The organism is Bartonella sp. CB10SXKL (assembly GCF_042195515.1).
Classification (GTDB): Bacteria; Pseudomonadota; Alphaproteobacteria; order Rhizobiales; family Rhizobiaceae; genus Bartonella.
The window spans coordinates 40,015-64,382 of record NZ_JBHION010000006.1 but is presented as its reverse complement, the minus strand read 5'-3'; the positions used below and the strand labels follow the sequence as shown (position 1 = coordinate 64,382).

The 24,368-nt window shown below is 39.1% G+C and carries 20 protein-coding genes; 3 read left to right on the top strand and 17 right to left on the bottom strand.

The window, feature by feature from the left end; all coding sequences use genetic code 11:
- Positions 1–100 precede the first annotated feature (100 nt).
- The 3 genes from ACFIK3_RS04640 to ACFIK3_RS04630 form a co-directional block, all read right to left on the bottom strand.
- Positions 101–1,474 carry a M17 family metallopeptidase gene (locus tag ACFIK3_RS04640; RefSeq protein WP_375657914.1) on the bottom strand — a complete coding sequence of 458 codons (1,374 nt, stop codon included), beginning with the start codon at positions 1,472–1,474 and terminating at the stop codon, positions 101–103.
- A gap of 13 nt (positions 1,475–1,487) precedes the next feature.
- On the bottom strand, positions 1,488–2,486 hold the full coding sequence (gene coaA, locus ACFIK3_RS04635; RefSeq protein WP_375676323.1) for a type I pantothenate kinase: 999 nt from the start codon (positions 2,484–2,486) through the stop codon (positions 1,488–1,490).
- A gap of 122 nt (positions 2,487–2,608) precedes the next feature.
- Positions 2,609–3,598, bottom strand: coding sequence for an asparaginase (locus ACFIK3_RS04630; protein ID WP_375676322.1), 990 nt, complete (start codon positions 3,596–3,598; stop codon positions 2,609–2,611).
- Positions 3,599–3,818: 220 nt separating this feature from the next.
- Between ACFIK3_RS04630 and hslV the strand changes: the two genes are divergently transcribed.
- Both hslV and hslU read left to right on the top strand, forming a co-directional pair.
- On the top strand, positions 3,819–4,400 hold the full coding sequence (gene hslV, locus ACFIK3_RS04625; RefSeq protein WP_012754621.1) for an ATP-dependent protease subunit HslV: 582 nt from the start codon (positions 3,819–3,821) through the stop codon (positions 4,398–4,400).
- Positions 4,401–5,711, top strand: coding sequence for an ATP-dependent protease ATPase subunit HslU (hslU, locus tag ACFIK3_RS04620; protein ID WP_375631079.1), 1,311 nt, complete (start codon positions 4,401–4,403; stop codon positions 5,709–5,711).
- A gap of 19 nt (positions 5,712–5,730) precedes the next feature.
- Here hslU and ACFIK3_RS04615 read toward each other — a convergent pair whose 3' ends face one another.
- The 3 genes from ACFIK3_RS04615 to rpsO all read right to left on the bottom strand — a co-directional run bounded on the left by ACFIK3_RS04615 (position 5,731) and on the right by rpsO (position 9,516).
- Entirely contained in the window at positions 5,731–6,726 is a 996-nt protein-coding gene (locus ACFIK3_RS04615; RefSeq protein WP_375654448.1) for a class I SAM-dependent methyltransferase, read from the bottom strand.
- Positions 6,727–6,800: 74 nt separating this feature from the next.
- Positions 6,801–8,996 carry a polyribonucleotide nucleotidyltransferase gene (gene pnp, locus ACFIK3_RS04610; RefSeq protein ID WP_375676321.1) on the bottom strand — a complete coding sequence of 732 codons (2,196 nt, stop codon included), beginning with the start codon at positions 8,994–8,996 and terminating at the stop codon, positions 6,801–6,803.
- 250 nt (positions 8,997–9,246) lie between these two features.
- A complete protein-coding gene (rpsO, locus tag ACFIK3_RS04605) occupies positions 9,247–9,516 on the bottom strand; it encodes a 30S ribosomal protein S15 (protein ID WP_375613306.1) in 270 nt (89 codons plus the stop codon).
- Between the two features lie 312 nt (positions 9,517–9,828).
- Between rpsO and ACFIK3_RS04600 the strand changes: the two genes are divergently transcribed.
- Positions 9,829–11,457, top strand: a complete 1,629-nt coding sequence (locus ACFIK3_RS04600) for an MFS transporter (RefSeq protein WP_375676320.1) — start codon at positions 9,829–9,831, stop codon at positions 11,455–11,457.
- Between the two features lie 463 nt (positions 11,458–11,920).
- Here ACFIK3_RS04600 and truB read toward each other — a convergent pair whose 3' ends face one another.
- The 11 genes from truB to ACFIK3_RS04545 form a co-directional block, all read right to left on the bottom strand.
- Positions 11,921–12,883, bottom strand: a complete 963-nt coding sequence (truB, locus tag ACFIK3_RS04595; protein WP_375676319.1) for a tRNA pseudouridine(55) synthase TruB — start codon at positions 12,881–12,883, stop codon at positions 11,921–11,923.
- 4 nt (positions 12,884–12,887) lie between these two features.
- Positions 12,888–13,295, bottom strand: a complete 408-nt coding sequence (gene rbfA, locus ACFIK3_RS04590; RefSeq protein ID WP_375637598.1) for a 30S ribosome-binding factor RbfA — start codon at positions 13,293–13,295, stop codon at positions 12,888–12,890.
- 123 nt (positions 13,296–13,418) lie between these two features.
- Positions 13,419–15,938: a translation initiation factor IF-2 gene (gene infB, locus ACFIK3_RS04585; RefSeq protein WP_273790590.1), complete on the bottom strand. Its 2,520-nt coding sequence runs from the start codon at positions 15,936–15,938 to the stop codon at positions 13,419–13,421.
- On the bottom strand, positions 15,935–16,570 hold the full coding sequence (locus tag ACFIK3_RS04580) for an RNA-binding protein (RefSeq protein WP_273790589.1): 636 nt from the start codon (positions 16,568–16,570) through the stop codon (positions 15,935–15,937). Before ACFIK3_RS04580 ends, infB begins: the two co-directional genes overlap by 4 nt.
- A complete protein-coding gene (gene nusA, locus ACFIK3_RS04575) occupies positions 16,571–18,202 on the bottom strand; it encodes a transcription termination factor NusA (RefSeq protein ID WP_375631074.1) in 1,632 nt (543 codons plus the stop codon).
- A gap of 47 nt (positions 18,203–18,249) precedes the next feature.
- Positions 18,250–18,900, bottom strand: a complete 651-nt coding sequence (gene rimP / locus ACFIK3_RS04570) for a ribosome maturation factor RimP (protein ID WP_273790647.1) — start codon at positions 18,898–18,900, stop codon at positions 18,250–18,252.
- A gap of 127 nt (positions 18,901–19,027) precedes the next feature.
- Positions 19,028–19,729 (bottom strand): tRNA (guanine(46)-N(7))-methyltransferase TrmB, encoded by a 702-nt coding sequence (locus tag ACFIK3_RS04565; protein ID WP_375631073.1) that lies wholly within the window; start codon positions 19,727–19,729, stop codon positions 19,028–19,030.
- Positions 19,726–20,994, bottom strand: a complete 1,269-nt coding sequence (metK, locus tag ACFIK3_RS04560) for a methionine adenosyltransferase (RefSeq protein ID WP_273790586.1) — start codon at positions 20,992–20,994, stop codon at positions 19,726–19,728. The genes ACFIK3_RS04565 and metK overlap by 4 nt, the downstream gene beginning before the upstream one ends.
- A gap of 130 nt (positions 20,995–21,124) precedes the next feature.
- On the bottom strand, positions 21,125–21,538 hold the full coding sequence (locus ACFIK3_RS04555) for a helix-turn-helix domain-containing protein (protein ID WP_273790585.1): 414 nt from the start codon (positions 21,536–21,538) through the stop codon (positions 21,125–21,127).
- A gap of 148 nt (positions 21,539–21,686) precedes the next feature.
- Positions 21,687–23,321: an apolipoprotein N-acyltransferase gene (gene lnt / locus ACFIK3_RS04550; RefSeq protein WP_273790584.1), complete on the bottom strand. Its 1,635-nt coding sequence runs from the start codon at positions 23,319–23,321 to the stop codon at positions 21,687–21,689.
- Positions 23,284–24,309, bottom strand: a complete 1,026-nt coding sequence (locus tag ACFIK3_RS04545; RefSeq protein WP_273790583.1) for a hemolysin family protein — start codon at positions 24,307–24,309, stop codon at positions 23,284–23,286. Before ACFIK3_RS04545 ends, lnt begins: the two co-directional genes overlap by 38 nt.
- Between the last annotated feature and the right edge of the window lie 59 nt (positions 24,310–24,368).

The following is a 24,368-nucleotide window of genomic DNA, read 5'->3' as shown; positions in this document are numbered from 1 at the left end:
GTATTGGTAAGATTTTTATCCTCAAACAAAACTAAGAATACTGTGTAAGACCAATTATTCTTTAAGCTGCAAAATTGTCCATTTTTGTGGATATTGTGTGTCAAACTTCATTTTTAAAAATATTATAAAGGGCACGAATAGTTTGTGCTGATCCACCAATAGGGTATCCTGGTTTTTCTTTTGGAATCCATCCATAAAGGTCAAAATGCGCAAAATGTTCAGCTTTTTCAACAAAAGAATTAAGAAATAAAGCAGCTGTTATAGAACCAGCAAAGCTGTTTCCAGTTACATTGTTAAGATCAGCAATTGGTGATGATAACATCTCTTGGTAAGGTTTCCAAAGGGGCATTTGCCAAAGAGGATCAAAGACAGCGTGAGCAGATTCAGAAATTTGTTGTGCCCATATTGAATCATTACAATAAAATGCGGGAAGATCTGGTCCTAATGCTATACGCGCTGCCCCTGTTAAAGTAGCCATACAAAGCATGAATTGTGGACTTTCTTCATCACCATAGGCGAGTGCATCGGCAAGGACAAGGCGCCCTTCAGCATCTGTATTACCTACTTCAACACTTAAACCTTTACGACTTCTGAGGATATCACTTGGTCGGTAAGCATTCGCAGAAATTGCATTTTCTACAGCTGGAATCAAAACACGTAGACGGAAAGGCAATTTTGCATCCATGATAAGTTTAGCCAATCCCAAAACGTTTGCTCCACCCCCCATGTCTTTTTTCATAAGCAACATGTTATTGGCTGATTTAATATCGAGTCCTCCAGTATCAAAAGTTACGCCTTTGCCCACCAACGTTATTTTAGGATGATGTTCTTTCCCCCAGAGTAACTCAATCAGTCGTGGTGCAGTGCTGCCTGCTCGTCCTACAGCATGAATCATCGGAAAGTTATGGGTTAAGAGATCATCTCCACAAATACTTTTGATGTGAGCACCGTAGGTTTTTCCTAGTTTTCGAGCTTCTTTTTCGAGAGCATCAGGGGTCATATCATTGGCTGGAATATTAATGAGATCACGGACGAAAAAGACAGCTTCATAAATTCGTTGGAGTTCATTAAGATCAACGGCCTCATTGACATGGATGGATAATGATTTGAAAGAAGAATTTTGACGATAGCGATTAAATTGATAGCTACCGAATGCTAATCCAAGATAGGTATTTATTTCATCAGAGGTTGTACCTTCTAAATGCCATTGACCAGCAGGAAGTTTTTGAGCAAGAACTCCTGTGATAAAAGGATCGCTATTATTGCCAATTCCAAATAAAACTTTTTTTAAATGCCCCGTTTCGTGAGGAACAAAGAGTATTTGTCCCGCTTTTCCAGTAAAGTCATTAACTTTTATCCATGCTGTTGTTGACGCATCAAGTGATAAGTTAGCAAGATTTCTTTGGTTTACCAAGATGATAGGGCAACTGTTATCGATACGCGTTGAGGTAAAATGAATGTGGTGGCGCTGCATAGTTATGAGATCCTTATAGTCGTCTAAGTGCGACATATTCGACCAAATGATTTTTTCCCTTTCGTAGAATGAGATTGGACCGTGGTCGTGTTGGCAATATATTTTCCTGTAAATTTTTTAAATTAATCGTTTGCCAAAGATCCTCAGCGATTTTTGAGGCTTCTTTTTCATTGAGGTGGGCATAACGATGAAAATAGGATTCAGGATTTTGAAAAGTTGTTTTACGCAAACGTTTAAAGCGCTCCAAATACCAGTGACGAATGACTTCTGTTTCGGCATCGACATAGATTGAAAAATCAAAAAAATCTGATACGAAAGGAATAGCTTTTCCATCTTTAGGAAGATCACTGACCTGTAATACATTAATACCTTCAACAATTAAAATATCAGGACGATCGATGGTAATTGTCTGATTTTCTAGAACATCATAGGTCATATGTGAGTAAAGTGGGGCACGGACATTTCCGATACCTGCTTTTATAGCCGAAAGAAAGCACAGCAGCTTTTTAATGTCATAGGAATCAGGAAATCCTTTACGATTCATACGATTTTTTTGCTGTAAGATTGCGTTAGGATAGAGAAAACCATCCGTTGTGATTAGATCAACTTTAAGACTAGATGTCCAACGTTTCAACAGTTCTTGAAGAATGCGAGCCGTGGTTGATTTTCCTACAGCTACAGAACCAGCAATTCCAATAATAAAGGGCGTTTTTTTACTCTCTTCTTGATGGAGAAACTGCTGACGTTTGTGGAAAAGTTCCTGTACTGCTTCAACATGGCATGATAACAGACGCGATAAAGAAAGATAAATGCGTTGGACTTCTTTAAGATCGATAGGATCATCAATAGAGCGTAAACGCTTAATTTCATCAAAAGTCAAAGTAAGAGGTGTGTCTTCACGAAACTCTGACCATTCTTGTGCAGTAAAAACACGATAGGGTGAATATCGGTCAGAAACGGATTTGACCAGATTATCTTTCTGATTAATTTTTTGTATAGTCGTATCAATCATTTGTATTTGTCGAGATTTTTTTGCAGCAGCAATTGATTAAGAGCAGACAGAAGAGCGGCTTTATTTTCAAATAAATTTTGTTTTGCATGCTCTCTTCTTTTAAGATAATAGATCATTTTTCATTAACTTATAGTCCAGTTATTCCAGTTTGCACGGATTTGTGCTAATGCGTGCCCTTGCGCCAAAAAAGCCCATAAAAGTAGACGCGCTTTTACGGCTGATAAATAACCAGACATGAGAGCACCAGAAGCAATCATATCGATTTCGGAGCCTTTATAGCCATAAGTTATACGAGTTGTTGAGCCATTACAACAACGACTAGCAATAATGATTGGTATTTTTTGTGCATATTGTTGTATAAGGTCTGCTTCTTGAAAACTACAGTGCCCCGCACCAAAACCAGCAATAACAACTCCAGCATAATACCCACTTTCAAGGCATAGTTTCATTAATTGTGCACCAGATGATAAAGAGGAATAGAGGAGTGCAATTTGATGATCATGATTTTGGGGAAGATCAAACGTTGTCGGAAAAAATTTTCGATCATTGAAATAAATAAGTTTTCCCTCTAAAATAGTTCCTAAAACACCTGCAAGACCTGATTGAAATGTTTCGACTTTGACGGTATGGCTTTTATAGAGCCAATAAGGTGAATGAATTGCATCATTTATGACAACGAGAACGCCCCTGTTACGACTTTGTGTGGCTGCTGCGACACGAGTGGCTGCTAAAATGTTTGCGGGGCCATCCGCGCCTGCTTCATGAGGCATGCGCATAGCGCCGGTTATGATGAGTGGTTCAGCCTCTTTCCAATAAAGAGAAAGAAAAAAAGCTGTTTCTTCCAGAGTATCAGTCCCTTGTGTTAAAACAATACCTTCTGCACCAGCGTTTATTTGTTGTTTTGCCCACTTAATTATTTCAAAAAGCATTTGAAACGATAAAGATCCACTTGGTATTTGCATTAATGTTTGTGCATGAATATCAGCAACGTTATTTAAATCAGGAACACTTTTTATAAGGTTATCTGAAGTTAAAGTCGGTTGCATGTGACCAAAACTATCAGCAGTCATTGCAATTGTTCCACCTAAGGTCCCTATGGCTATTTTTTTCATAATTTTCCTCTAAAAAGCACAAACTGTTTATATAAAGCTATTTAGCAGTAATTTACATTGACAACAATGATATCATTTTTCCATTTTCAACAAATTGAGTTATGCTGAATCATTGTGTTTTGCTGTATATGTTCTTAAATAGGACAATAGTAATTGAGTTTTACATTGTATGAAAAGAAATCAATATTAAAAAGTAAAGTTAATATTAAGGAGTTTCCTTATGACAGAACATAAGCCAGACATAATGTATGGTACAACAATTATTACGGTACGAAAAGGTGGAAAAGTCGTGATGGCCGGTGATGGTCAGGTCTCTCTTGGACAGACAATTATGAAAGGCAATGCACGTAAAGTGCGTCGTCTTGGAAAGAACGGAGTGGTTATTGCTGGTTTTGCAGGTGCTACGGCAGATGCTTTTACATTACTGGAGAGATTGGAAACAAAGCTTGAACAATATCCTGATCAGCTTATGCGTGCCTGTGTAGAACTTGCAAAAGATTGGCGAACAGATCGCTATTTGCGTCGTCTCGAAGCAATGATGCTCGTGGCTGATAAGAAAGTAACTTTGGCTTTAACAGGGCTTGGTGATGTCTTAGAACCAGAAGATGGGGTTATGGCAATTGGCTCTGGAGGAAATTTTGCTCTTTCAGCAGCGCGTGCACTCATGGATTTGGATTTGGATGCAGAAACTATTGCTCGTAAAGCTATGGCTATTGCCGCTAAAATTTGTGTTTACACCAATGATCATTTTACGATTGAAACATTGGATGCAGAATTATCTTCTTTAGAGAAAGCTATTTAAATGTGTGTTGTATTTTCCCCTCGTGAGACTGTTTCTGAACTTGATCGTTTTATTATTGGCCAAAATGATGCCAAACGCTCTGTAGCTATTGCATTGCGCAATCGGTGGCGTAGGCAACAGCTTGATGAGCCGATGCGTGAAGAAGTTATGCCAAAAAATATTTTAATGATAGGGCCAACAGGTGTTGGTAAAACAGGAATCGCACGTCGATTAGCAAAACTTTCTGGAGCACCCTTCGTTAAAGTAGAAGCGACGAAATTTACTGAAGTTGGTTATGTGGGACGTGATGTTGAGCAAATTATTCGAGATCTTGTTGAAATTGCCATTTCTCTTGTACGTGAAAAGAAACGAGATGAAATAAAAGAAAAGGCTCACGTGAATGCTGAAGAGCGCGTTTTAGACGCCCTTGTTGGTAAAACAGCAAGTCCTGCTACCCGTGATAGTTTTCGTAAAAAATTGCGTGAAGGTGAGCTGGATGAGAAAGAGATTGAAATTGAAGTCGCCGATAATAATAGCAATAGTGCTTCAACCTTTGATATTCCTGGTATGCCTGGGGCACAAATGGGTATTATGAATTTATCAGATATTTTGGGCAAAATGGGCAGTCGTACAAAAGTCCGTAAGACGACGGTAAAGGATTCTTTTAAACCGCTCATTGATGATGAATCTGAAAAACTCCTTGATCAGGAGCAAATTATTCAAGAGGCGCTTCGTGTTGCTGAAAATGATGGTATTGTTTTTATTGATGAGATTGATAAAATTGCAACTCGAGACGGTGGAGCCAGTGCTGCGATTTCGCGTGAGGGCGTTCAACGTGATCTTTTGCCTTTGGTGGAAGGAACAACAATTGCTACAAAATATGGGCAAATCAAAACAGATCATATTCTTTTTATTGCCTCAGGTGCATTTCATGTTTCCAAGCCATCTGATTTATTACCGGAACTTCAAGGACGTTTGCCCATCCGTGTGGAGCTCAATCCTTTAACAAGGGAAGATTTACGACGCATTCTAACAGAACCAGAAGCCAGTTTGATTAAACAATATATTGCTCTTATGGCAACGGAAGAGGTTCATTTGGAAATTACCGATGATGCAATTGATGCTTTAGCAGATATTGCTGTAGATTTAAATGCAAGGATTGAAAATATAGGGGCACGTCGTTTGCAAACAGTGATGGAGCGCGTTTTGGATGAGATTTCTTTTACGGCGCCAGATAAAGCTGGAACATCGTTTAAAATTGATGCTGCTTACGTAAGAAAATCTATTGGCGAGCTTGCTGCTGATATCGATCTTTCCCGTTTTATTCTTTGAAAGTTATTGCTTGTTTTGTTTATCTGCGCGCTTCGATAATTTTGAAACCATGGGCTTGTTCATGTATCAACACTGTGCGGAAAATATTTTTTAATAATGTTTCATAAGGCAGGTGGCGGTTTGCAACAAAAAGCAGACTGCCGCTTGGTTTTAAGCACTTTGCAGCATTTATAATAAAATTTTTTCCTAATGAAACATCTGTCGTTTGTTGTGTGTGAAACGGTGGATTTGAAATGATTGTGTCATATAGATTTGTGATAGGTTCATGTACAAGGTCATGCCAATAAAAATGAATTGGAAAAGGAGCTGTTATGGATTTAAGGTGCCGTTTTGCTGCTCTCAAAGCGTTGTAGTCGGCTTCATAAAGGTCTAGAGCGGTGAGTTTTTCACTTCTTTCAAGTGCAACGTGAGAAAGATAGCCCCATCCAGCACCAAAATCAGCCGTTTTTCCAGAAATAACTTTGAACATATAAGACGCAAGCGCAGCAGATCCTGGATCAATACGTCCGTGTGAGAACATACCAGAAGCGGTTTGAAATTTACCAAAAGTGAGCGGTGGTGAGCGCAATTGCGCAATGTTATGTCTCTCAATTTGTTGAGGAACTTGCAACCAAAATACAAGACCATGATTTTTAGATAATTTATTGGTGATGGGAACAATTGTTTTGACCCATTTCATCATTGAAGCAGCACCAGCAGTTTTATTCCCACTGATTACAATCCATCCATTGGGTTTAACGCATTCTAATAAATCAAGAAAACAATTTTGGTTCAAACCACGATATTTGCTCAAATGTAAAAATGCACCATCATAGCTGAAGGTTTTATCTATTTGAGGAGAGCAGTGAAATTGAGTATCGACAAATTTTAAAAAATCTGGTCGCCAAGGCGTAATAACTCTTAAATTTTGTGCCCATTCTTGAGCTGGGATTTCTGTTAAACCAAAACTTAGCCAACACTGGTTTGGATCAGGATACGGGAGTTCATGATTTTCAAAAGGCAAAAATAATAACACATATGACTCTTTCAAAGAAAAAAATGCCACTCCAATATTGGGATGGCATTTCATGATACGATAAGAAGAAAAACTTACTCTTCTTTTTTCTTACGGCGGCGCTTATTTTCAGGTTGTTTTTTTTCATCCACGCACTTTTCTTCATTCATCACTTTATCACCGGTGATTTCCTTGCCGGTTGTTTGATCAACGACCTTCATTGATAACCGAACTTTTCCACGCTCATCAAAGCCCATTAATTTAACCCAAACTTTGTCACCTTCTTTTACAATATCGGTTGTTTTGCTGACGCGTTCTGATGCAAGCTGAGAGATATGAACGAGTCCATCACGAGAACCAAAGAAGTTTATAAATGCACCAAATTCTGCAGTTTTTACAACTGTTCCTTGGTAGATAGCACCAACTTCAGGCTCATCGACAATAGAATGGATCCAGCGTTTTGCCGCTTCAATGGTTTTAGCATCAGCAGAAGCAATTTTAATGGTACCATCATCTTCAATATTAATTTTTGCTCCAGTTTGTTCCACGATTTCCCGAATAACTTTACCACCAGAGCCGATAACATCACGGATTTTATCGACAGAAATATTCATAACTTCGATTCGTGGAGAAAATTCACTCAGCTCAGCACGTGCACTGGTTAAAGCTTTTGCCATCTCATTAAGGATATGAATTCGGCCTCCTTTGGCTTGTTCAAGCGCGATTTTCATAATCTCTTCGGTAATACCATCAATTTTGATATCCATTTGCAAGGCAGTAATACCATTTTCTGTTCCTGCGACTTTAAAATCCATATCTCCAAGATGATCTTCATCCCCTAAAATATCAGAAAGAACAGCAAAGCGTTCTCCTTCTTTAATCAAGCCCATAGCAATACCAGCAACAGGGCGTGCTAGAGGAACACCAGCATCCATAAGAGCAAGTGAGGTTCCACAAACCGTTGCCATAGAAGAAGAGCCATTGGATTCAGTGATTTCTGAGACAGCACGAATGGTATAAGGAAAAGATTCTTTCGTTGGCAACATGGGGTGAATTGCCCGCCATGCCAATTTGCCATGTCCAATTTCACGACGACCTGGAGAACCAAGGCGTCCCGTTTCACCCACTGAAAATGGTGGAAAATTGTAATGGAGAAGGAATGTTTCCTTATACATTCCTGTCAAGGAATCAACATATTGTTCATCTTCACCAGTTCCTAGTGTTGCAACGACAATCGCTTGTGTTTCTCCACGGGTAAAGAGTGCTGATCCATGTGTGCGGGGTAAAATACTTACTTCTGATTGGATAGGGCGTACGGTAGAAAGATTGCGTCCATCAATCCGCTTTTGGGTATCAAGAATGTTCCCACGAACAATTTTTGCTTGCAACTGTTTAAATACCGTTGCAATCTGATCTGTACTGAATTGACAGTCTTCTTCTGTTTCTGGCATAAATTTATTGATGATTTCTGTTTTTAGTGCATCAATTGCAGCATAACGTTCTTGCTTATCAGTAATTGTGTAAGCCTTTCGTATATCCTGTTCTGCCATTTTCTGCATCGCTTTTTCAAGTTCAGAAAGATCTTCAGGAACAAAATCACGAGGATCTTTTGCAGCAACTTCAGCAAGCTTTATAATGGCATCAAGGACAGGTTGAAGGCCTTTGTGACCAAACATCACGGCCCCCAACATGATATCTTCCGGTAATTCTTGTGCTTCTGATTCAACCATCAAAACAGCACTTTCTGTTCCAGCAACAACAAGATCAAGTTTTGATTCAGGCATTTCATCGATATGAGGATTAAGAACATATTGTCCATTACAATAGCCAACGCGTGCACCAGCTATAGGTCCCATGAAAGGAACACCTGACAGGGTCAATGCGGCAGAAGATGCAATCATCGCAAGGATATCGGGATTGTTTTCGAGATCATGCTGTATAACGGAAACAATAACTTGTGTATCATTTTTATATCCCTCAACGAAAAGGGGACGAATTGGGCGATCAATCAAACGTGAAACCAAAGTTTCATTTTCACTTGGTCGACTTTCACGTTTTAAATAGCCTCCAGGTATTCTACCAACAGCATAGAATTTTTCTTGATAATTAACAGTGAGTGGAAAAAAGTCCTGATCTGGTTTTGGGTTTTTGGCCGATACAACGGTTGCTAAGACAATAGTTTCTCCATAGGTAGCAATCACTGCACCATCAGCTTGACGCGCTATTTTCCCTGTCTCAAGGGTGAGAGGACGCCCAGCCCATTCAATTTCTATCTTGTGCGTTTTGAACATTTTTTATCCTTAATGACCAGTGTTTAAATCTTTGATTGCTTACATTCTGGTTGTGCGTAGCATATTTGCAAGTTTTGGGGTGGACAACAAATTACTTCCTTTGTTGCGAGAAGAGAGAAGTAAATCGCATTAAATGTGAAACGATGAGCAGTCCTATCCCATAATAACTTATCAGTTTTTAAAATTTTTAATTAAAAGCAACACATTGAAAAAATGGGTGGTTTTTTTAAATACCACCTCCATTTTTCTTTTAGCGACGTAAACCTAACTTCTTTATAAGTGTCTGATAACGATTTTGGTCAACTCCTTTAAGATAATCAAGAAGACGCCGGCGTTGAGACACCATCTTCAAAAGACCTCGACGAGAATGATTATCCTTTTTGTGAGATTTAAAGTGGTTTGTTAAATTAGAAATACGTTCAGAAAGTACAGCAATCTGTACTTCTGGTGATCCTGTATCACCAACTTTGTTTGCGTATTCTGAGACAAGAGCTTTTTTACGTTCAGCTGTAATCGACATCGTATTATCCTTTCCAAAAACGAAGAAACATAAAGTCACCCATAGCCGAGATGTCGTTCAGCAAGGGTCTGTGAGAAAACAGGAAAAGTCGAAGACTCTTACCTAATTTCGTTCTTATATAGGAAAGAAGGTTAAAATACTAGTCCTTGACAGCATTTTGAAGTCTTTCTTTAAATAAAAGCTTTTGTTTTGAAATATTGATTTAAATAGAGTTTTATGAGAAGTGTTTTAAACAATTATGCATCCTTTTGATACAAAGATTATGAGCATGTATGTGGTAACAAAAGTGATAAATACCGTTGGAGGGAAAAGATGCAGAGCATTTCAACATTAAAACTTTTTCATAATTCGGTATTTCGAAATTTATGGTCATCTACTCTTATTTCTAATTTAGGGGGGCTGATACAGGCTGTTGGAGCAGGGTGGTTAATGGCGTTGATTAGTTCTTCGCATTCCATGGTTGGGCTAGTTCAAAGTGCCACAACATTACCACTTGTTATGTTTTCTTTGATGGCAGGGGCATTAGCTGATAATTTTAATCGGCGTCAAATTATGTTGTGTGTACAGATTATGATGATGGTCATATCGATGAGTTTATCTGTTTTAGCCTATATGGGATTTCTAACACCTTGGCTTTTGTTATGTTTTACGTTTTTGATTGGATGTGGCACAGCTTTTTATAATCCTTCTTGGCAAGCAACGATAGGAGATATTGTGAGCAGGGAAAATATTCCTGCTGCTGTTAGTTTGAATAGTGTTGGCTTTAATTTGATGCGGAGTGTTGGTCCTGCTATTGGTGGTGCCATCATTGCAACTTTAGGGGCATCGGCTGCTTTTTTGTTTAGTGCTATAAGCTATATTCCTCTTATTGGTGCGTTGTTTTTCTGGAAGTCGAATTATGAAAACAACTCATTACCACGAGAAAGGCTGTTAGGAGCTGTCTCAGATGGTTTGCGTTATGTTGCGATGTCACCTAATCTCCTGAGCATTATGGTTCGAGCGTTCCTTTTTGGTATAGGAGCAATTTCTATTTTAGCACTTTTGCCAATTGTTGCGCATAAAGTTCTTGGAGGAAGTGCCCTTCTTTATGGTACATTGCTCGGTTGTTTTGGGTTAGGAGCCATGACAGCAGGCATTATTAATGCAGTTGTACGGCATCATTTTCGTTCAGAAACAATTATTGCAAGTGCATTTATTGGTTTCGCCTTTTCTTGCTTTTTATTGGGAATCAGTCGTTCACTGATTATAAGCCATATTGCTTTATTTCCTGCAGGTTTATGTTGGGTTTTGGCCTTATCATTGTTTAATACATCTGTACAACTCTCTACACCACGCTGGGTTGTTGCACGTTCTTTAGCACTTTATCAAACGGCATCTGCCGGGGGGATGGCTATTGGAAGTGCAATCTGGGGAGGTTTAGCTGATGGTTATTCTCCAACAATTGCTTTGAGCGTTTGTTCTTTATTCTTGATTTTTGGTGCTCTTGCAGGGGTAAAATTTAGAATTCAAGAAATTCCTCAGATAGATTTAAATCCTCTTGATCATTTTAGAGAGCCGGAACTATTACTCGACCTCAAAGCAAGAAGTGGCCCGATCATGATAATGATTGATTACCAAATTCATGAAAATGATCTTGAAGAGTTTCTCAAAGTGATGACGCGTCGACGCCATATTCGATTACGTGATGGTGCGCGTCAGTGGGTCCTTTTACGAGATCTTGAAAGACCTGAATATTGGACAGAGGCTTATCATATGCCAACATGGGTAGATTATTTACGCCATAATCATCGTCGTACAAAAGCAGATGCAGAAGTCAATAAGCGTCTGCGTCATTTAAATTGTGCTCCTAACGGTATAAGAGTGCACCGCATGATTGAACGCCAAACAATACCCCAAGCCAATGAGATGCTTTTAAAAGTTTCCTCTGATCATCTCCCTTAGGGTTAAAACAGTTTTTTTGTAAAATATTAAATTATGTTAATATTATTTCGATCAATTTGTTAGCATAATCATAAAAAATTGCTATTTCAATATTTAATGAATTGATTTATAACGGTTATTTACCATTTTTCATGTTGAGTGATAGTTCTGAAAGTCTTAAGCTTTTCTCTTTTCAAATCTATTTAGAGTAAATCAGTCCACATCTTCGCTTGCACATTACAAACGAGGGCTAAAGTGTGCGTAAAAATGATTGAAAAAGAAATAAAAAGCCTCTTATGAATCCCTTCAAATGCAAGGATTATTGCGACATTAAGAGGAAAAAGTGTGTGGTGGTGTTAGCTTATAGCACTGACTTAAATTTTGATATGAATACGGTAAATATAGACAATGAAAAGCACCATATTTTTCTTAATTGATAGAGAAAAATATCTTTCCGCAAAAGGTGGTTGTGGAAAAGAATCGATTAAATTGTGAAAATCCGCTTTGGTTTAAATAGACCTTTGTCGAGAATGCCAATAGCAAGAAGTTGTTCCTTATAGAGGACACAAATTTCCTCTTCATCAAGAGGTACTTTGTGTTGATTCAAGAGGATAGAATGACCCTTGATAATTCTCTGTGCTTGAGTTTCATTAAGGATATAGTGAGGGAGGCAATCTAATGCGGCACTTGTGTCAATTAAGAGCCCATCGAGTGTTGAGAAGTTTTTTTCAAAAGAACGATTATTTTCATCTGTAGTATTTTTATTTGGCGGAATGGCCGCTTTTAGTTCCTCCCATGTAATGAGATCTTCTTCATCAAAAGGTGCGACGGCAATACGTCTTAAATCAGCAATATGCCCATAGCAACCGAGATCACGTCCCATATCGCGTGCTAAAGAGCGCACATAAGTTCCTTTTCCGCAGGTTATTTCAAAGACAGAATGCTCTTTAGTAGGCATTTCTAATAACTTGAAAGTTTCTATTTCCACTTCACGGGGCGGAATTTCAACAACTTCCCCTTCACGCGCTAAATCATAGGCACGATTTCCGGCAATTTTGATTGCTGAAAATTGTGGAGGTGTTTGCAAAATAACACCTGTATATTGAGGAAGAAGAGCAAGTATTTCTTCTTGTGTTGGACGTTTGAGAGAAGTTTTCGTTATTTCTCCTTCTAGATCATCTGTTGAGCGCTCTTGCCCCCAAGCAATATGAAAACGGTAAGTTTTTTTGCCTTGCATCACGTAAGGGACGGTTTTGGTTGCTTCGCCCAATGCAATAGGAAGGAGACCAGAAGCAAGAGGATCAAGTGTACCCGCATGTCCTGCCTTTTGAGCATGAAAGAGCCATTTGATTTGTGAGACAGCTTCTGTTGATTTCATTCCTTTTGGTTTATCAAATATGACCCAGCCAGAAACAGGACGCCCTTTTTTCTTGTGTTGCCGCGCCATATCTTTAATCCTCATCTGTATCACTATGGTGAAGATCGCGTGCAACCTCAGGCGAGCGAAGGAGGGCATCAATTTTTGAAAAATTATCAAAACTATTATCAAGCCGGAAACGCAGTTCTGGCATATATTTCATTTGTCGCAACGCATGACTGATTTCTCCACGGAGAAAACGACTATGTTTATTGAGGGTATCAACAACATCAGTATGAGAAGCATTTTTAAGAGTGCTGAGAGGTGATACAAAGCAAGTAGCAATTTTTAAATCTGGTGACATGCGTACTTCAGAGACAGAAATAACAATATCTTTTAAGATATCATCAAGCAAAATATCACGCTGTAATATATGCGCTACTGCATGACGTACTTGCTCTGCTACTCTAAGTTGCCGTTGTGATGGTCCTGCATTTTTCATCAAAGTTTTATCCTTGCTACAAGATCTCTTTTTTTGACCATTTAGATAAGGAAAAAAAGATATTGTGTATAAAATCTAATAACTTTTTCTCATTTTATAACAGAATAAGGTTATTGGATTATTTTATAATGTACGATTAATATGTTCGATACGGAAGGTCTCAATGATGTCTCCTGCGCGCATGTCGTCATAATTTTCAAAGGCTATTCCACATTCTTGACCACTTTGCACTTCACTGACTTCATCTTTAAAGCGTTTGAGTGTTTTCAGCTTTCCTTCGTGAATAACGATATTATCGCGGATAAGGCGAACACCGGCTCCTCGTTCTATTTTACCTTCTGTAACACGACATCCTGCAACTTTTCCAATTTTTGTAATGTTAAAGACTTCTAGAATTTCAGCATTACCAAGGAAAGTTTCACGCTGTTCTGGTGAGAGTAATCCAGACATGGCAGCCTTGATATCGTCAACAAGATCATAAATGATGTTATAATAGCGAATTTCAATTCCTTGTGTTTTAGCAAAATCACGTGCCTGCTTATTGGCTCGAACATTAAAGCCAATTACAGCAGAGTTAGAAGCTTCCGCAAGAGAAATATCACTTTCGGTAATTCCTCCAGCACCAGAATGTACAATACGCGCACGAACCTCATCATTTCCGAGTTTTTCCAATGCTGAAGCAATTGCTTCAATTGATCCTTGCACATCCCCTTTTATAATAAGAGAAAACTCCTTAACACCAGTCGTTTGCAATTTTGTCATCATCTGTTCAAGAGAACCACGCGAACCAGTTTGCCGCGCAACAGCTTTATCACGTGCTAATCGTTGACGATATTCAGAAATTTCACGTGCTTTTGCTTCATGTGTGACAACAGCAAAACGGTCTCCGGCTTGTGGTGTTCCTTGCATGCCTAAAATTTCAATCGGTGTAGAGGGAACGGCTTCTTTGACATGGCGGCCATGGTCGTCAATCAAAGCACGCACACGACCCCATTCATTTCCGGCAACTATAATATCAGAAGGGTGTAATGTACCTTTTTGAACAAGAACTGTTGCAACAGATCCACGTCCGCGATCCAATTTGGCTTCAATGATAACGCCCTCTGCAGTTCGTTGAGGATCTGCTTTCAGATCAAGCATTTCAGCCTGAAGAAGGATAGCTTCGAGAAGTTTATCAAGATTTTGACCAGTTTTAGCAGAAACTTCAACGTCCAAAGTTTCACCGCCCATAGTTTCAACAAACACTTCATGTTGTAGAAGTTCTGTACGTACTTTTTGTGCATTCGCAGCTGGTTTATCAATTTTGTTGATAGCAACAATGATAGGTACACCAGCGACTTTCGCATGATTGATTGATTCAATCGTTTGGGGCATAACACTATCATCAGCGGCTACAACGAGAACAGCAATATCAGTAACACGAGCTCCACGTGCACGCATAGCCGTAAATGCAGCATGACCAGGTGTATCAATAAAGGTAATTTTTTGACCGTTTTGTTCTACTTGATAGGCACCAATATGCTGCGTAATACCTCCTGCTTCGCCAGAAACAACATTTGCTTTACGAATAGCATCCAAAAGAGAAGTTTTTCCGTGGTCAACATGGCCCATAATGGTTACAACAGGGGGACGCTGCTGCATGTTTTGAGGATTATCTTTTATATTAAAGATACCTTCTTCTACGTCAGATTCTAAAACACGTTTAACAGTATGGCCAAATTCAACAGCGATGAGTTCGGCAACATCTGCATCAATAACATCGCCAGGTTTCATCATTTGTCCTTGTTTCATCAAGAATTTAATCACATCAACAGAACGCTCCGTCATACGTTGTGCGAGCTCTTGAATGGTAATCGTTTCAGGAAGAACAACTTCGCGAGAAATTTTTTCTCTTGGTTCTTGATTTTGTGCACGCTTAAACTTTTCCTGTCTACGCCGCATTGCAGCCATTGAGCGCCCACGTGCGTTTCCTTCTTCATCCAGTGCACTATTCAGAGTTAGCTTTCCGCGTCGCCGCTCATCAGCTCCTTTGACAACTTTTGGTACACGTATTTCTGATTTAGCAGGATTAGCACGTCGACTATGCCGTTCTTCCTCTTTATTGTCATCTATTTTGCGTTTTTCAATCACGGTTGTGTTTTTAGGCGCAATAGGAATATCTGTCTGTTCAATGAGAGGGGGAACAGGTGGAGTCTGTACTGGTGATATTTCTTCTTCTTGTTGGAGATGTATTTCTTTTTCTTTACTTTCTTGCTGTAAAATTTCTTCACGCTCTTTAGCGCGTCTTGCTTCTTCTTCGGCTTGTTCTCGCGTTATTCTTTCTTGGATATGTGCTTCTTCTAACGCGCGAAGTCTCGCTTCCATTTCAGTTGATGAAAGATTGCTTTTGGCCACAGATTCTTGAGGCTTTTTTCCCTCAAAACGCGGTTTAGAACGCTGGGGGGCCACATGCGGCTTTGTAATGGGCTGTAGGGTTTCAGCTTTTTCATCAGGTCGCGTAATTTTACGCCGTTTGGTTTCGACAACGACAGCCTTCGTACGGCCATGACTAAAATTTTGTTTAACCGTGCTCGTTTCCAAGACAGACCTCTTGAGAGTTAGTGTCTTCTTGACGGTTGTTTTGTCGTTGTTATTTTCACTCATTGTACTTCCTTCACGGCTTGTGCCGTCATCTCACTAGACTTACTATGCTTGTCGTCACGATAGCTGATCAATTTACATGTCGTTTTGAGAAATCCTTCAGCAGCCTTTGTGTCCAGTAAGGCCGCGTGCATTACAGGATTAGAGCCAAAAGCCACTCGCATTTCATCACTTGTAAATAAAGATATGGTTTTTATAGTCCGATTTGTTTGTTGTTGTATTGAATGGATGGCCTGTGCAATTTTTCGTTTCCCATCTTCTGTTGTTTCTTTAGCATGAAGTACAAGAATAACTTTACCAGAGCGGATAGCAGCGTCAACCTTTGTTGCTCCCATAACAATTGCTCCCGCTTTTCGTGCCATGGAAAGGCTTGAAAGAGCGGCTTTTAGTAAAAGCGTATCAATAACATGCACAAGATTTGGTGCAACCTCAACATCTGTTTTAAAATTTCTATGAAAAGCTTTCTGTTTTATTGCTTTCTCAATAACAGCGTGATGGGCGGAAATCCAAACGCCACGCCCTGGTAAATTCGCTTTAAGATCAGGAACAATTTGGTTATTGGGACCAATAACAAAACGGATCAGCGTTTGTGCTGAAGCATTTTTTCGGGTCACAATGCAAGTCCGTTCATTCATTTAAAGTGTATCCACATCCAAATCATCTATTTTTTCATTTTCTGTAGAATTTTCATCTTCTACAGGATTTTCTGTAACAAGATCAGCTTGGTCTATCCAGCCTGCTTGTACACGTGCGGCTAAAACCATAGCTTCTGCATCTGCGCGTGTAATGTCAAAAGGGGTTAAAATACCAGAAAAATTCTGTGTTTGACCTTCTTTGCGTTCTCTCCAACCAGCTAAATCATCAACGGCATAGCCAGCAAAGTCTTCTATCGTTTTTACACCATCCTCACCTACAGCAACCAACATAGCACTTGTCATTCCAGGAAGTGTTCGCAATTCGTCAGAAACTCCGAGCTTCTTGCGTTTTTCATCAAGTTCTTTTTCTTGATGATCAAGATATTCGCGGGCACGACTTTGGATTTCAGCGGCGGTATCATGGTCAAAACCATCAATAGAAGCGATTTCTTCAAGATCAATATAGGCGATTTCTTCAATAGAAGAAAAACCCTCTGATGCCATAACCTGTCCGATCATTTCGTCAACCTCTAAGGCTTCCATAAACAATTTACTCCGTTCAGTAAATTCTTTTTGACGATTTTCAGATTCTTCCTTTTCCGTTAAAATATCAATGTTCCATCCTGTTAGCTGTGAAGCCAAGCGAACATTTTGCCCACGTCGTCCAATAGCAAGGCTAAGTTGATCATCTGGCACAATAACTTCAATCCGTTCAGCATCTTCATCAAGGATAATTTTAGAAACTTCAGCAGGTTGCAGTGCATTAACGACAAATGTTGCCGCATCAGGCGACCAAGGAATAATATCAATTTTTTCGCCTTGTAATTCAGCAACAACAGCTTGTACACGACTTCCTCGCATTCCAACGCATGCTCCAACAGGATCAATGGAACCATCGCGTGAAACAACGGCGATTTTAGCCCGTGAACCTGGATCACGAGCTACAGATTTGATTTCTATAATACCATCATAAATTTCTGGCACTTCCATAGTGAAAAGTTTTACCATAAATTGGGGATGTGTGCGTGAAAGGAAGATTTGCGGCCCACGCGTTTCACGGTGTACATCATTGACAAAAGCACGAATGCGATCTCCATAGCGGAATGATTCACGAGGAATTAATTCATCACGGCGCACAATAGCTTCACCACGCCCTAGATCAACGATGACGTTACCATATTCCACACGCTTAACTGTACCAGAAATAATTTCACCAACTTTATTTTTGAATTCCTCATATTGCTGATCACGCTCTGCGTCGCGTACTTTTTGTACAATAACCTGTTTAGCAGATTGTGCTGCGATACGTCCAAAATCCATAGGAGGTAAAAGATCAGCAAAAAAATCACCAATTTTTGCTTCTGCTTGATGTTTGAGAGCATCAGACAAAGTAATTTCCGTTGTATAGTCTTCAACGACATCAACGATTTTAAGCAGGCGCTGTAATTTAATTTCACCTGTTTTAGAATTGATTTCAGCACGGATATTGGTTTCTTGACCATAACGAGAACGTGCTGCTTTTTGAATAGCATCAGCCATCGCAGAAATGACAATTTCACGGTCGATTGACTTTTCACGTGCAACAGCATCTGCAATTTGCAGAATCTCAAGCCTGTTAGCGCTTGTAGCCATCAATTTTCTCCTTCTTTGTGCCACACGATGGGTATTCCCCTGTGATATTATTTTTTGAAATTGAGCGTCTGTATAGAGTCGTTAGCGTTCTCTTCGGCAATGAATTGTTGACTTAAATCTTTATTTTGTTTCAATGCATCGCGAATAAGCTCATCGGTAAGCACTAAATGTGCATTTATGATATCACAAAAGGAAATAGGGGTATACATGGCTTCTCCATAAGCAGCTTTATCAGTGTTTAAAATAAATCCATCTTGCGTGATATTTGTAAGTGTCCCGCGAAATTTTCGGCGCCCATCAATTATTATTTTTGTTTCAATTTTTGCAAGATGCCCTTGCCAATGAAAAAAATCAGATTTTCTTACCAATGGACGATCAATTCCAGGTGATGAGATTTCTAAATGATATTTGCGCTCAATAACATTTTGGACATCAAGGAGTGGGGAAACAGTTCGACTAACAGTTTCACAATCTTCTATGGTCATAGAACCATCGGCACGTTCAACCATAATTTGAAGTGTTAAACCATTTTGACCAAGGAGTTTTACACGAACCAAACGAAAACCTAAAGGTTTAAGTAGTGGTATGACAAGAGCAGCAACCTGTGCTTCGATACCCTCTTCTTCAAACAAGCGCGGTTCGTCAAGATTGCTTATTTTTTCAGCTTCGTTCATACATTTTATCCAAGTTGTTTTCATCAGTTTTATGATATTAAAAAAGAGCGGGTCCAACGGCCCACTCTTCATCATAAGACCAAGAATTTAACTATTGATACTCTTAAATTCAAAATTTTTCAAGTTGTTTATGAGAAAAGCGCTTGATCATTTATTTCTTGATAAAGGTAAGATAGGCAGGCGTTCGTCCTTCGCGTAAAGCTTTTGCTTCATAGCGGGTTCCACTCCATAGTGGATAAGGGAGTTTCCAGTCTTGAGGGCTTTCTGCTTTCCATTCAAAGTGATCATGTTGTGCACAATGGTACAAAGTCCAGTTTACATAACTGTCTATATCGCTAGCAAAGCGAAAAAATTTCCCTATTTTAAGAACACGAGCAAAACGGTTAAGATTTTTTATGTTGATGAAACGTCGTTTCCAGTGTTTCTTTTTCGGCCAAGGATCAGGATAGAAGAGGTCTATTCCATCAAGCGAGTTATCAGGGAGCCAATCAAGGAGGCGTGTAGCATCATCATTATAGAGGCGAAGACGATTTTGATGGTTTTGATGCTGTTCAAGAGACAACAATATTTTTGCCATGCCATTGATAAAGGGCTCGACGCCGATAAAACCGGTTTTTGGAAAATATTCCATTTCATGAAGTAAATGTTCACCTCCACCAAAGCCGATTTCAAGTCGAATTTCTCTTACTTTGCTTGAAAATAAGGATGTAAGGTTTGAAGGAGGAGGAACATTTAAATCAATATTAAAATTGGGGAGAAGCATTTTTATACGTGTAAGCTGACTGTTTCGAAGTTGTTTTCCTTGTCGGCGTCCAAAAAATGCTTCACTCTTACGTATATTATGTTTAATCATGGGATTTGGATCATTGTTTGAAGCGTTTTCACGAGATCAGTTTTTTCCCATGAAAACGAACCATCGTTTTTTGGTTTACGACCAAAGTGACCATAGGCAGCTGTTTTTGCATAAATAGGTTTATTGAGGTCAAGATGTTTTCGAATGCCGGTAGGTGAAAGGTCCATTATTTTGCGGATGGCTGCTTCAATAACTTTTTCATCGACTTTTCCTGTTCCATGAAGATTAAGATAAATAGATAAAGGTTGTGCAATACCAATTGCATAGGAGAGTTGAATGGTGCATCTCTCTGCTAAATGAGCAGCAACAATATTCTTAGCCAGATAGCGTGCCGCATAGGCAGCAGAACGATCAACTTTTGTTGTATCTTTTCCTGAAAAAGCACCGCCTCCATGGGGTGCTGCACCTCCGTAAGTATCCACAATAATTTTGCGTCCCGTTAATCCGGCATCGCTTTGAGGTCCTCCAATAACAAATTTTCCTGTTGGGTTAATATACCAACTGCATTGAGCTGCAATGGGAATGTCATGTAAAGCTTGGCGAATGTAAGGCTCAACCACTGTACGTACTTTATTGGAATCCCAGCTTTCATCAAGGTGCTGCGTTGAAAGAACGATGGATGTGACCTCTATTGGTTTTCCATTTTTATAGCGTATGGTTATTTGGCTTTTAGCATCTGGTCCTAATTTTCCAGTTTCTCCCTCTCCTTTATGTCGGGCTGCGGCAAGAAGTTTGAGAATTTTATGCGCATAATAAATTGGTGCAGGCATGAGATCAGGTGTTTCACGGCAAGCATATCCAAACATGATGCCTTGATCACCTGCTCCTTCTTCACCGTGCCGATCCGTAGCATTATCAACCCCTCTTGCTATATCAGCTGATTGGGGGCGCAAAAGAACATCAATTTTAACAGTTTTCCAATGGAATCCTGCTTGTTCATAGCCAATGGTACGAATAGCACGGCGCGCTGCTGTACGAAAACGTGTAGGATTAATGAGTGGAAAGCTAGTTTCATCGTAGATGAATTCTTTATTTTTATCTTTTTTTAATAGCGTATCGGGAACACGTACTTCACCAGCGATAACAACACGGTTGACACTGACGAGAGTTTCACAGGCAACGCGTACTAACCATGGATCAGTACCAGTCTTTTCAGCTTCTTTATAGATCATATCAACGATTTCATCGGAAATACGATCACAAATTTTATCAGGATGTCCTTCCGATACCGATTCGCTCGTAAAAAGATAATCTTGATGCGGCATAGGAACTCCTTCAAAAAAGAAAACCAACGATTTAATTAATTGCTTACTAAAGTCGCTACCATTTGCTAATTCTGTAGCAAATCGTCAATGCAAATTTATATGAATAAAAGAGAAAAGATATAATTTTAATTTATAACTTATTTGTCACATCTTCCTCAGAAAGTGCTTTTGCCAAGTCAATAATTTTTCGACGCACTTTAGCATCAGATATATTTGTAAAAGCGCGCATGAGCTGAATCCCTTCGCTGCTAGAACAAAAGTCTATAAAATTGTGATCACTTTCGGCAAAACCCTCTACTTGTTGGGAGGTAATACCTTTATCAAAAAAGTAAGAAACAGGAACATCCATAATTTCTGCTATCGCTTGAAGACGACTGGCACCAATACGGTTTGTTCCTTTTTCATATTTTTGGATTTGCTGAAAAGTAATTCCTAATTTTTCACCTAGTTTCTCTTGAGTGAGTCCTAAAATATTACGACGTAAACGGATACGAGTTCCAACATAGATATCTATAGGGTCAGGTTTTTTTCTAGTTTCGGTCATAATGCAACTCTTTATTTCCAGCACTTTTCTTCTAAATCAACATCATATTTATGCGAAGCTGATTTATCATATAATTAAAACAATATGTAATATTTTTTCCCAATACTACTGGTACACGCAACATAATGCCGTACAAAGGGCACTTGAATCATTTAAGCTGTTTTGTAGAACCAAAACCAACACGACACAATAGCATAAGGATGAATAAGATAAAAGTAGAGAAAGTTCTGTATTCATTGCTTCCTATAGGGGTAATGGATGATGGAACTTGTGAATCAATAATGCCCACAGCATTTTGTCGAAGAGCTACAACGATTCGTCCATAAGAATCAATAACAGCTGATATGCCATTATTGGCTGCCCGTATGAGGGGGATTCCCAGTTCAACGGCACGAAGCTGTGCTTGTTGAAGATGTTGATAGGGTCCAGGTGTTACACCAAACCATGCATCATTTGTAATATTAATAATTGCTTGAGGCGGGGAGCCTTGAAAAGTCATTTCATGGGGAAATATTGCTTCATAACAAATTAAGGGTAGATAAGAAAATCCGTTTGGCATTGTAACAATTTTGCGCACACTTGCAGTACTATATCCACCAATATTATCGGCAAGGGTACGCAATCCAATTTTTTTCAATAAATTCTGATAAGGAAGATACTCACCAAAAGGAACCAAATGAAGTTTATCGGAGGTATTTAAAATATTACCTTGAGCATTAATGACTGCAATTGTATTAAAATATTGTGTTTGGGAATGAGGTAGATCATTGCTGGCGCGTATTGCTCCGATAATAGCCCATTGTTTAGGTTTTAAAAGAGAGGCAATGCGCATTGTGATAGATGAGTTATCATAAAGAAGGTAAGGAACGGAAGCTTCCGGCCATATGATAAAATCGGGTTCTGAATTTTGATCGGTTGTTGGTGTTGCACTTAGCTTCATATGCGCTTCCAACATAGCTTCTCGTGTATTATCACGCAATTTTATATTTTGTTGGATGGACGGTTGAACAATACGCACCCAATAAGCACTTTTTTGATCTTCAGCTGTGTTTTCTATAGTATGAAGACGATAAAACCCAAAACCACAGTGAATGAATATAAGTGATAAGCAAAGAGAAAGTGCCACTTTCTTTTTTTCATTCGTTAATAAAACAGTTGGCAAACTGTAGGCTAAGACAGCAAGAATATTCATTCCGTAAAGTCCTACGATTGCATCAGATTGCATGAACATTGGGGTTGGCATGGCTGTATAGCCAAGAGAATTCCATGGAAATCCTGTGAATAAAAACGCACGCAACCACTCGGATAATCCTAATGCAAAGGCTAAAACAAAAAAGCGTGCTATTCCTTTTGTCCATAATAAACCGACAATGAAACCAGAAAAAAACCAATAAAGAGAAAGGTAGAGTGGAGGGAATAAAATGGCTAATGGGACTGCCCAACCAAAAGAATCTGGATCTGTTAACAAAGCATTGCATAGCCACCAAAGGCCGCAAATAAAATAACTAAAACCAAAGGTTCCACAGCTTAAAGCGTAAGTAAAAAAATGTTTTTTATTGTTTTTGGTGGCCCGTATTGAGTCAAGTAAAACAATAAAGAGAGGGAAAGTTAAAAAGCAAAGAGGTGTTAAATAAAAGGGTGGAAGTGCAAAAGAAGTAAGAGCACCACACAGAAATATCCATGCTTGGCGCTTCCAGCCTGTAACAGAGAACAAAAAAACGATGAAATTGTTTAAAAACGCTGGACTATTCTTTAGGGATGGCATTGTTCTCAAGATTCTCATTTTTGGGAATGCGAAAAATGCGCAATCGTTTAATCCGGCGTTTATCAGCTTCTAAAATACGAAATCTATAGCCAGGTACAGCTTCGACAATTTCACCTTTAGCAGGAATGCGATCAAGAATGGAGACGATCAAACCACCAATAGTATCAACTTCATCACCATATTCCCCTACGATAAAATCAGGACCAAGAGCTTTCTCCACATCTTCTAGTTCAGTTCTTGCATCAACGAGCCATTTATTATTTGGTTCACGTACGATAGCATTGTCGACATTATCATGTTCATCTTCGATATCCCCAACGACTAACTCAACAATATCTTCCATTGAAACGAGACCATCTGTTCCTCCATGTTCATCAATAACTAAAGCCATTTGAGTTCGTGTAGTTTGCATCCGTGTTAATAATTTGCTCGCAAGCATAGAACTGGGAACAAAGAGAACTGTTCGGATCAAATCCAATTCACCGATTGGAGTATGCAAGTCTGTATGGTTTAATTGAAGCAAATCGGATTTTTGTTCGGTTTTTGTTGGGTTGATAATAAAGCGAGTGATGTAGTTAAGAATATCGCGGATATGGATCATGCCGCGCGGATCATCTAAAGTTTCAGCATAAACGGGTATACGAGAATGACCAATTTTTGCAAAACATTGAAGGGTTTCTCCAAGAGAGGTGTTTATTTCTAATGCTTCGATTTCAGAACGAGGTATCATAACATCATCCACGCGTGCTTCACGTAAGCGTAAAATGTTATGCAGCATAGTACGTTCTTCAGGTGAGAAGAGGGCGGTATCTTTTTCATTGTTAGTCGTGAGTGCAACGGTAAGATCATCGCGCAGTGACGTAGATGCACAATTACGACCCCGTAAGAATGAAAATAAATGATTCATCAGGGAATATTTCTCTGTATGATTCGTCTGTTGAGAGGGGTCTTTTTCATTATTAGAAGATGCTTGACTATTATTTTGTGCATTTATTTTGTTTGCCATGGTTTTGAAATCTTTTAGACTTTCTTTTTATAACAGATAAATAAGAGGCTTTAAATGGT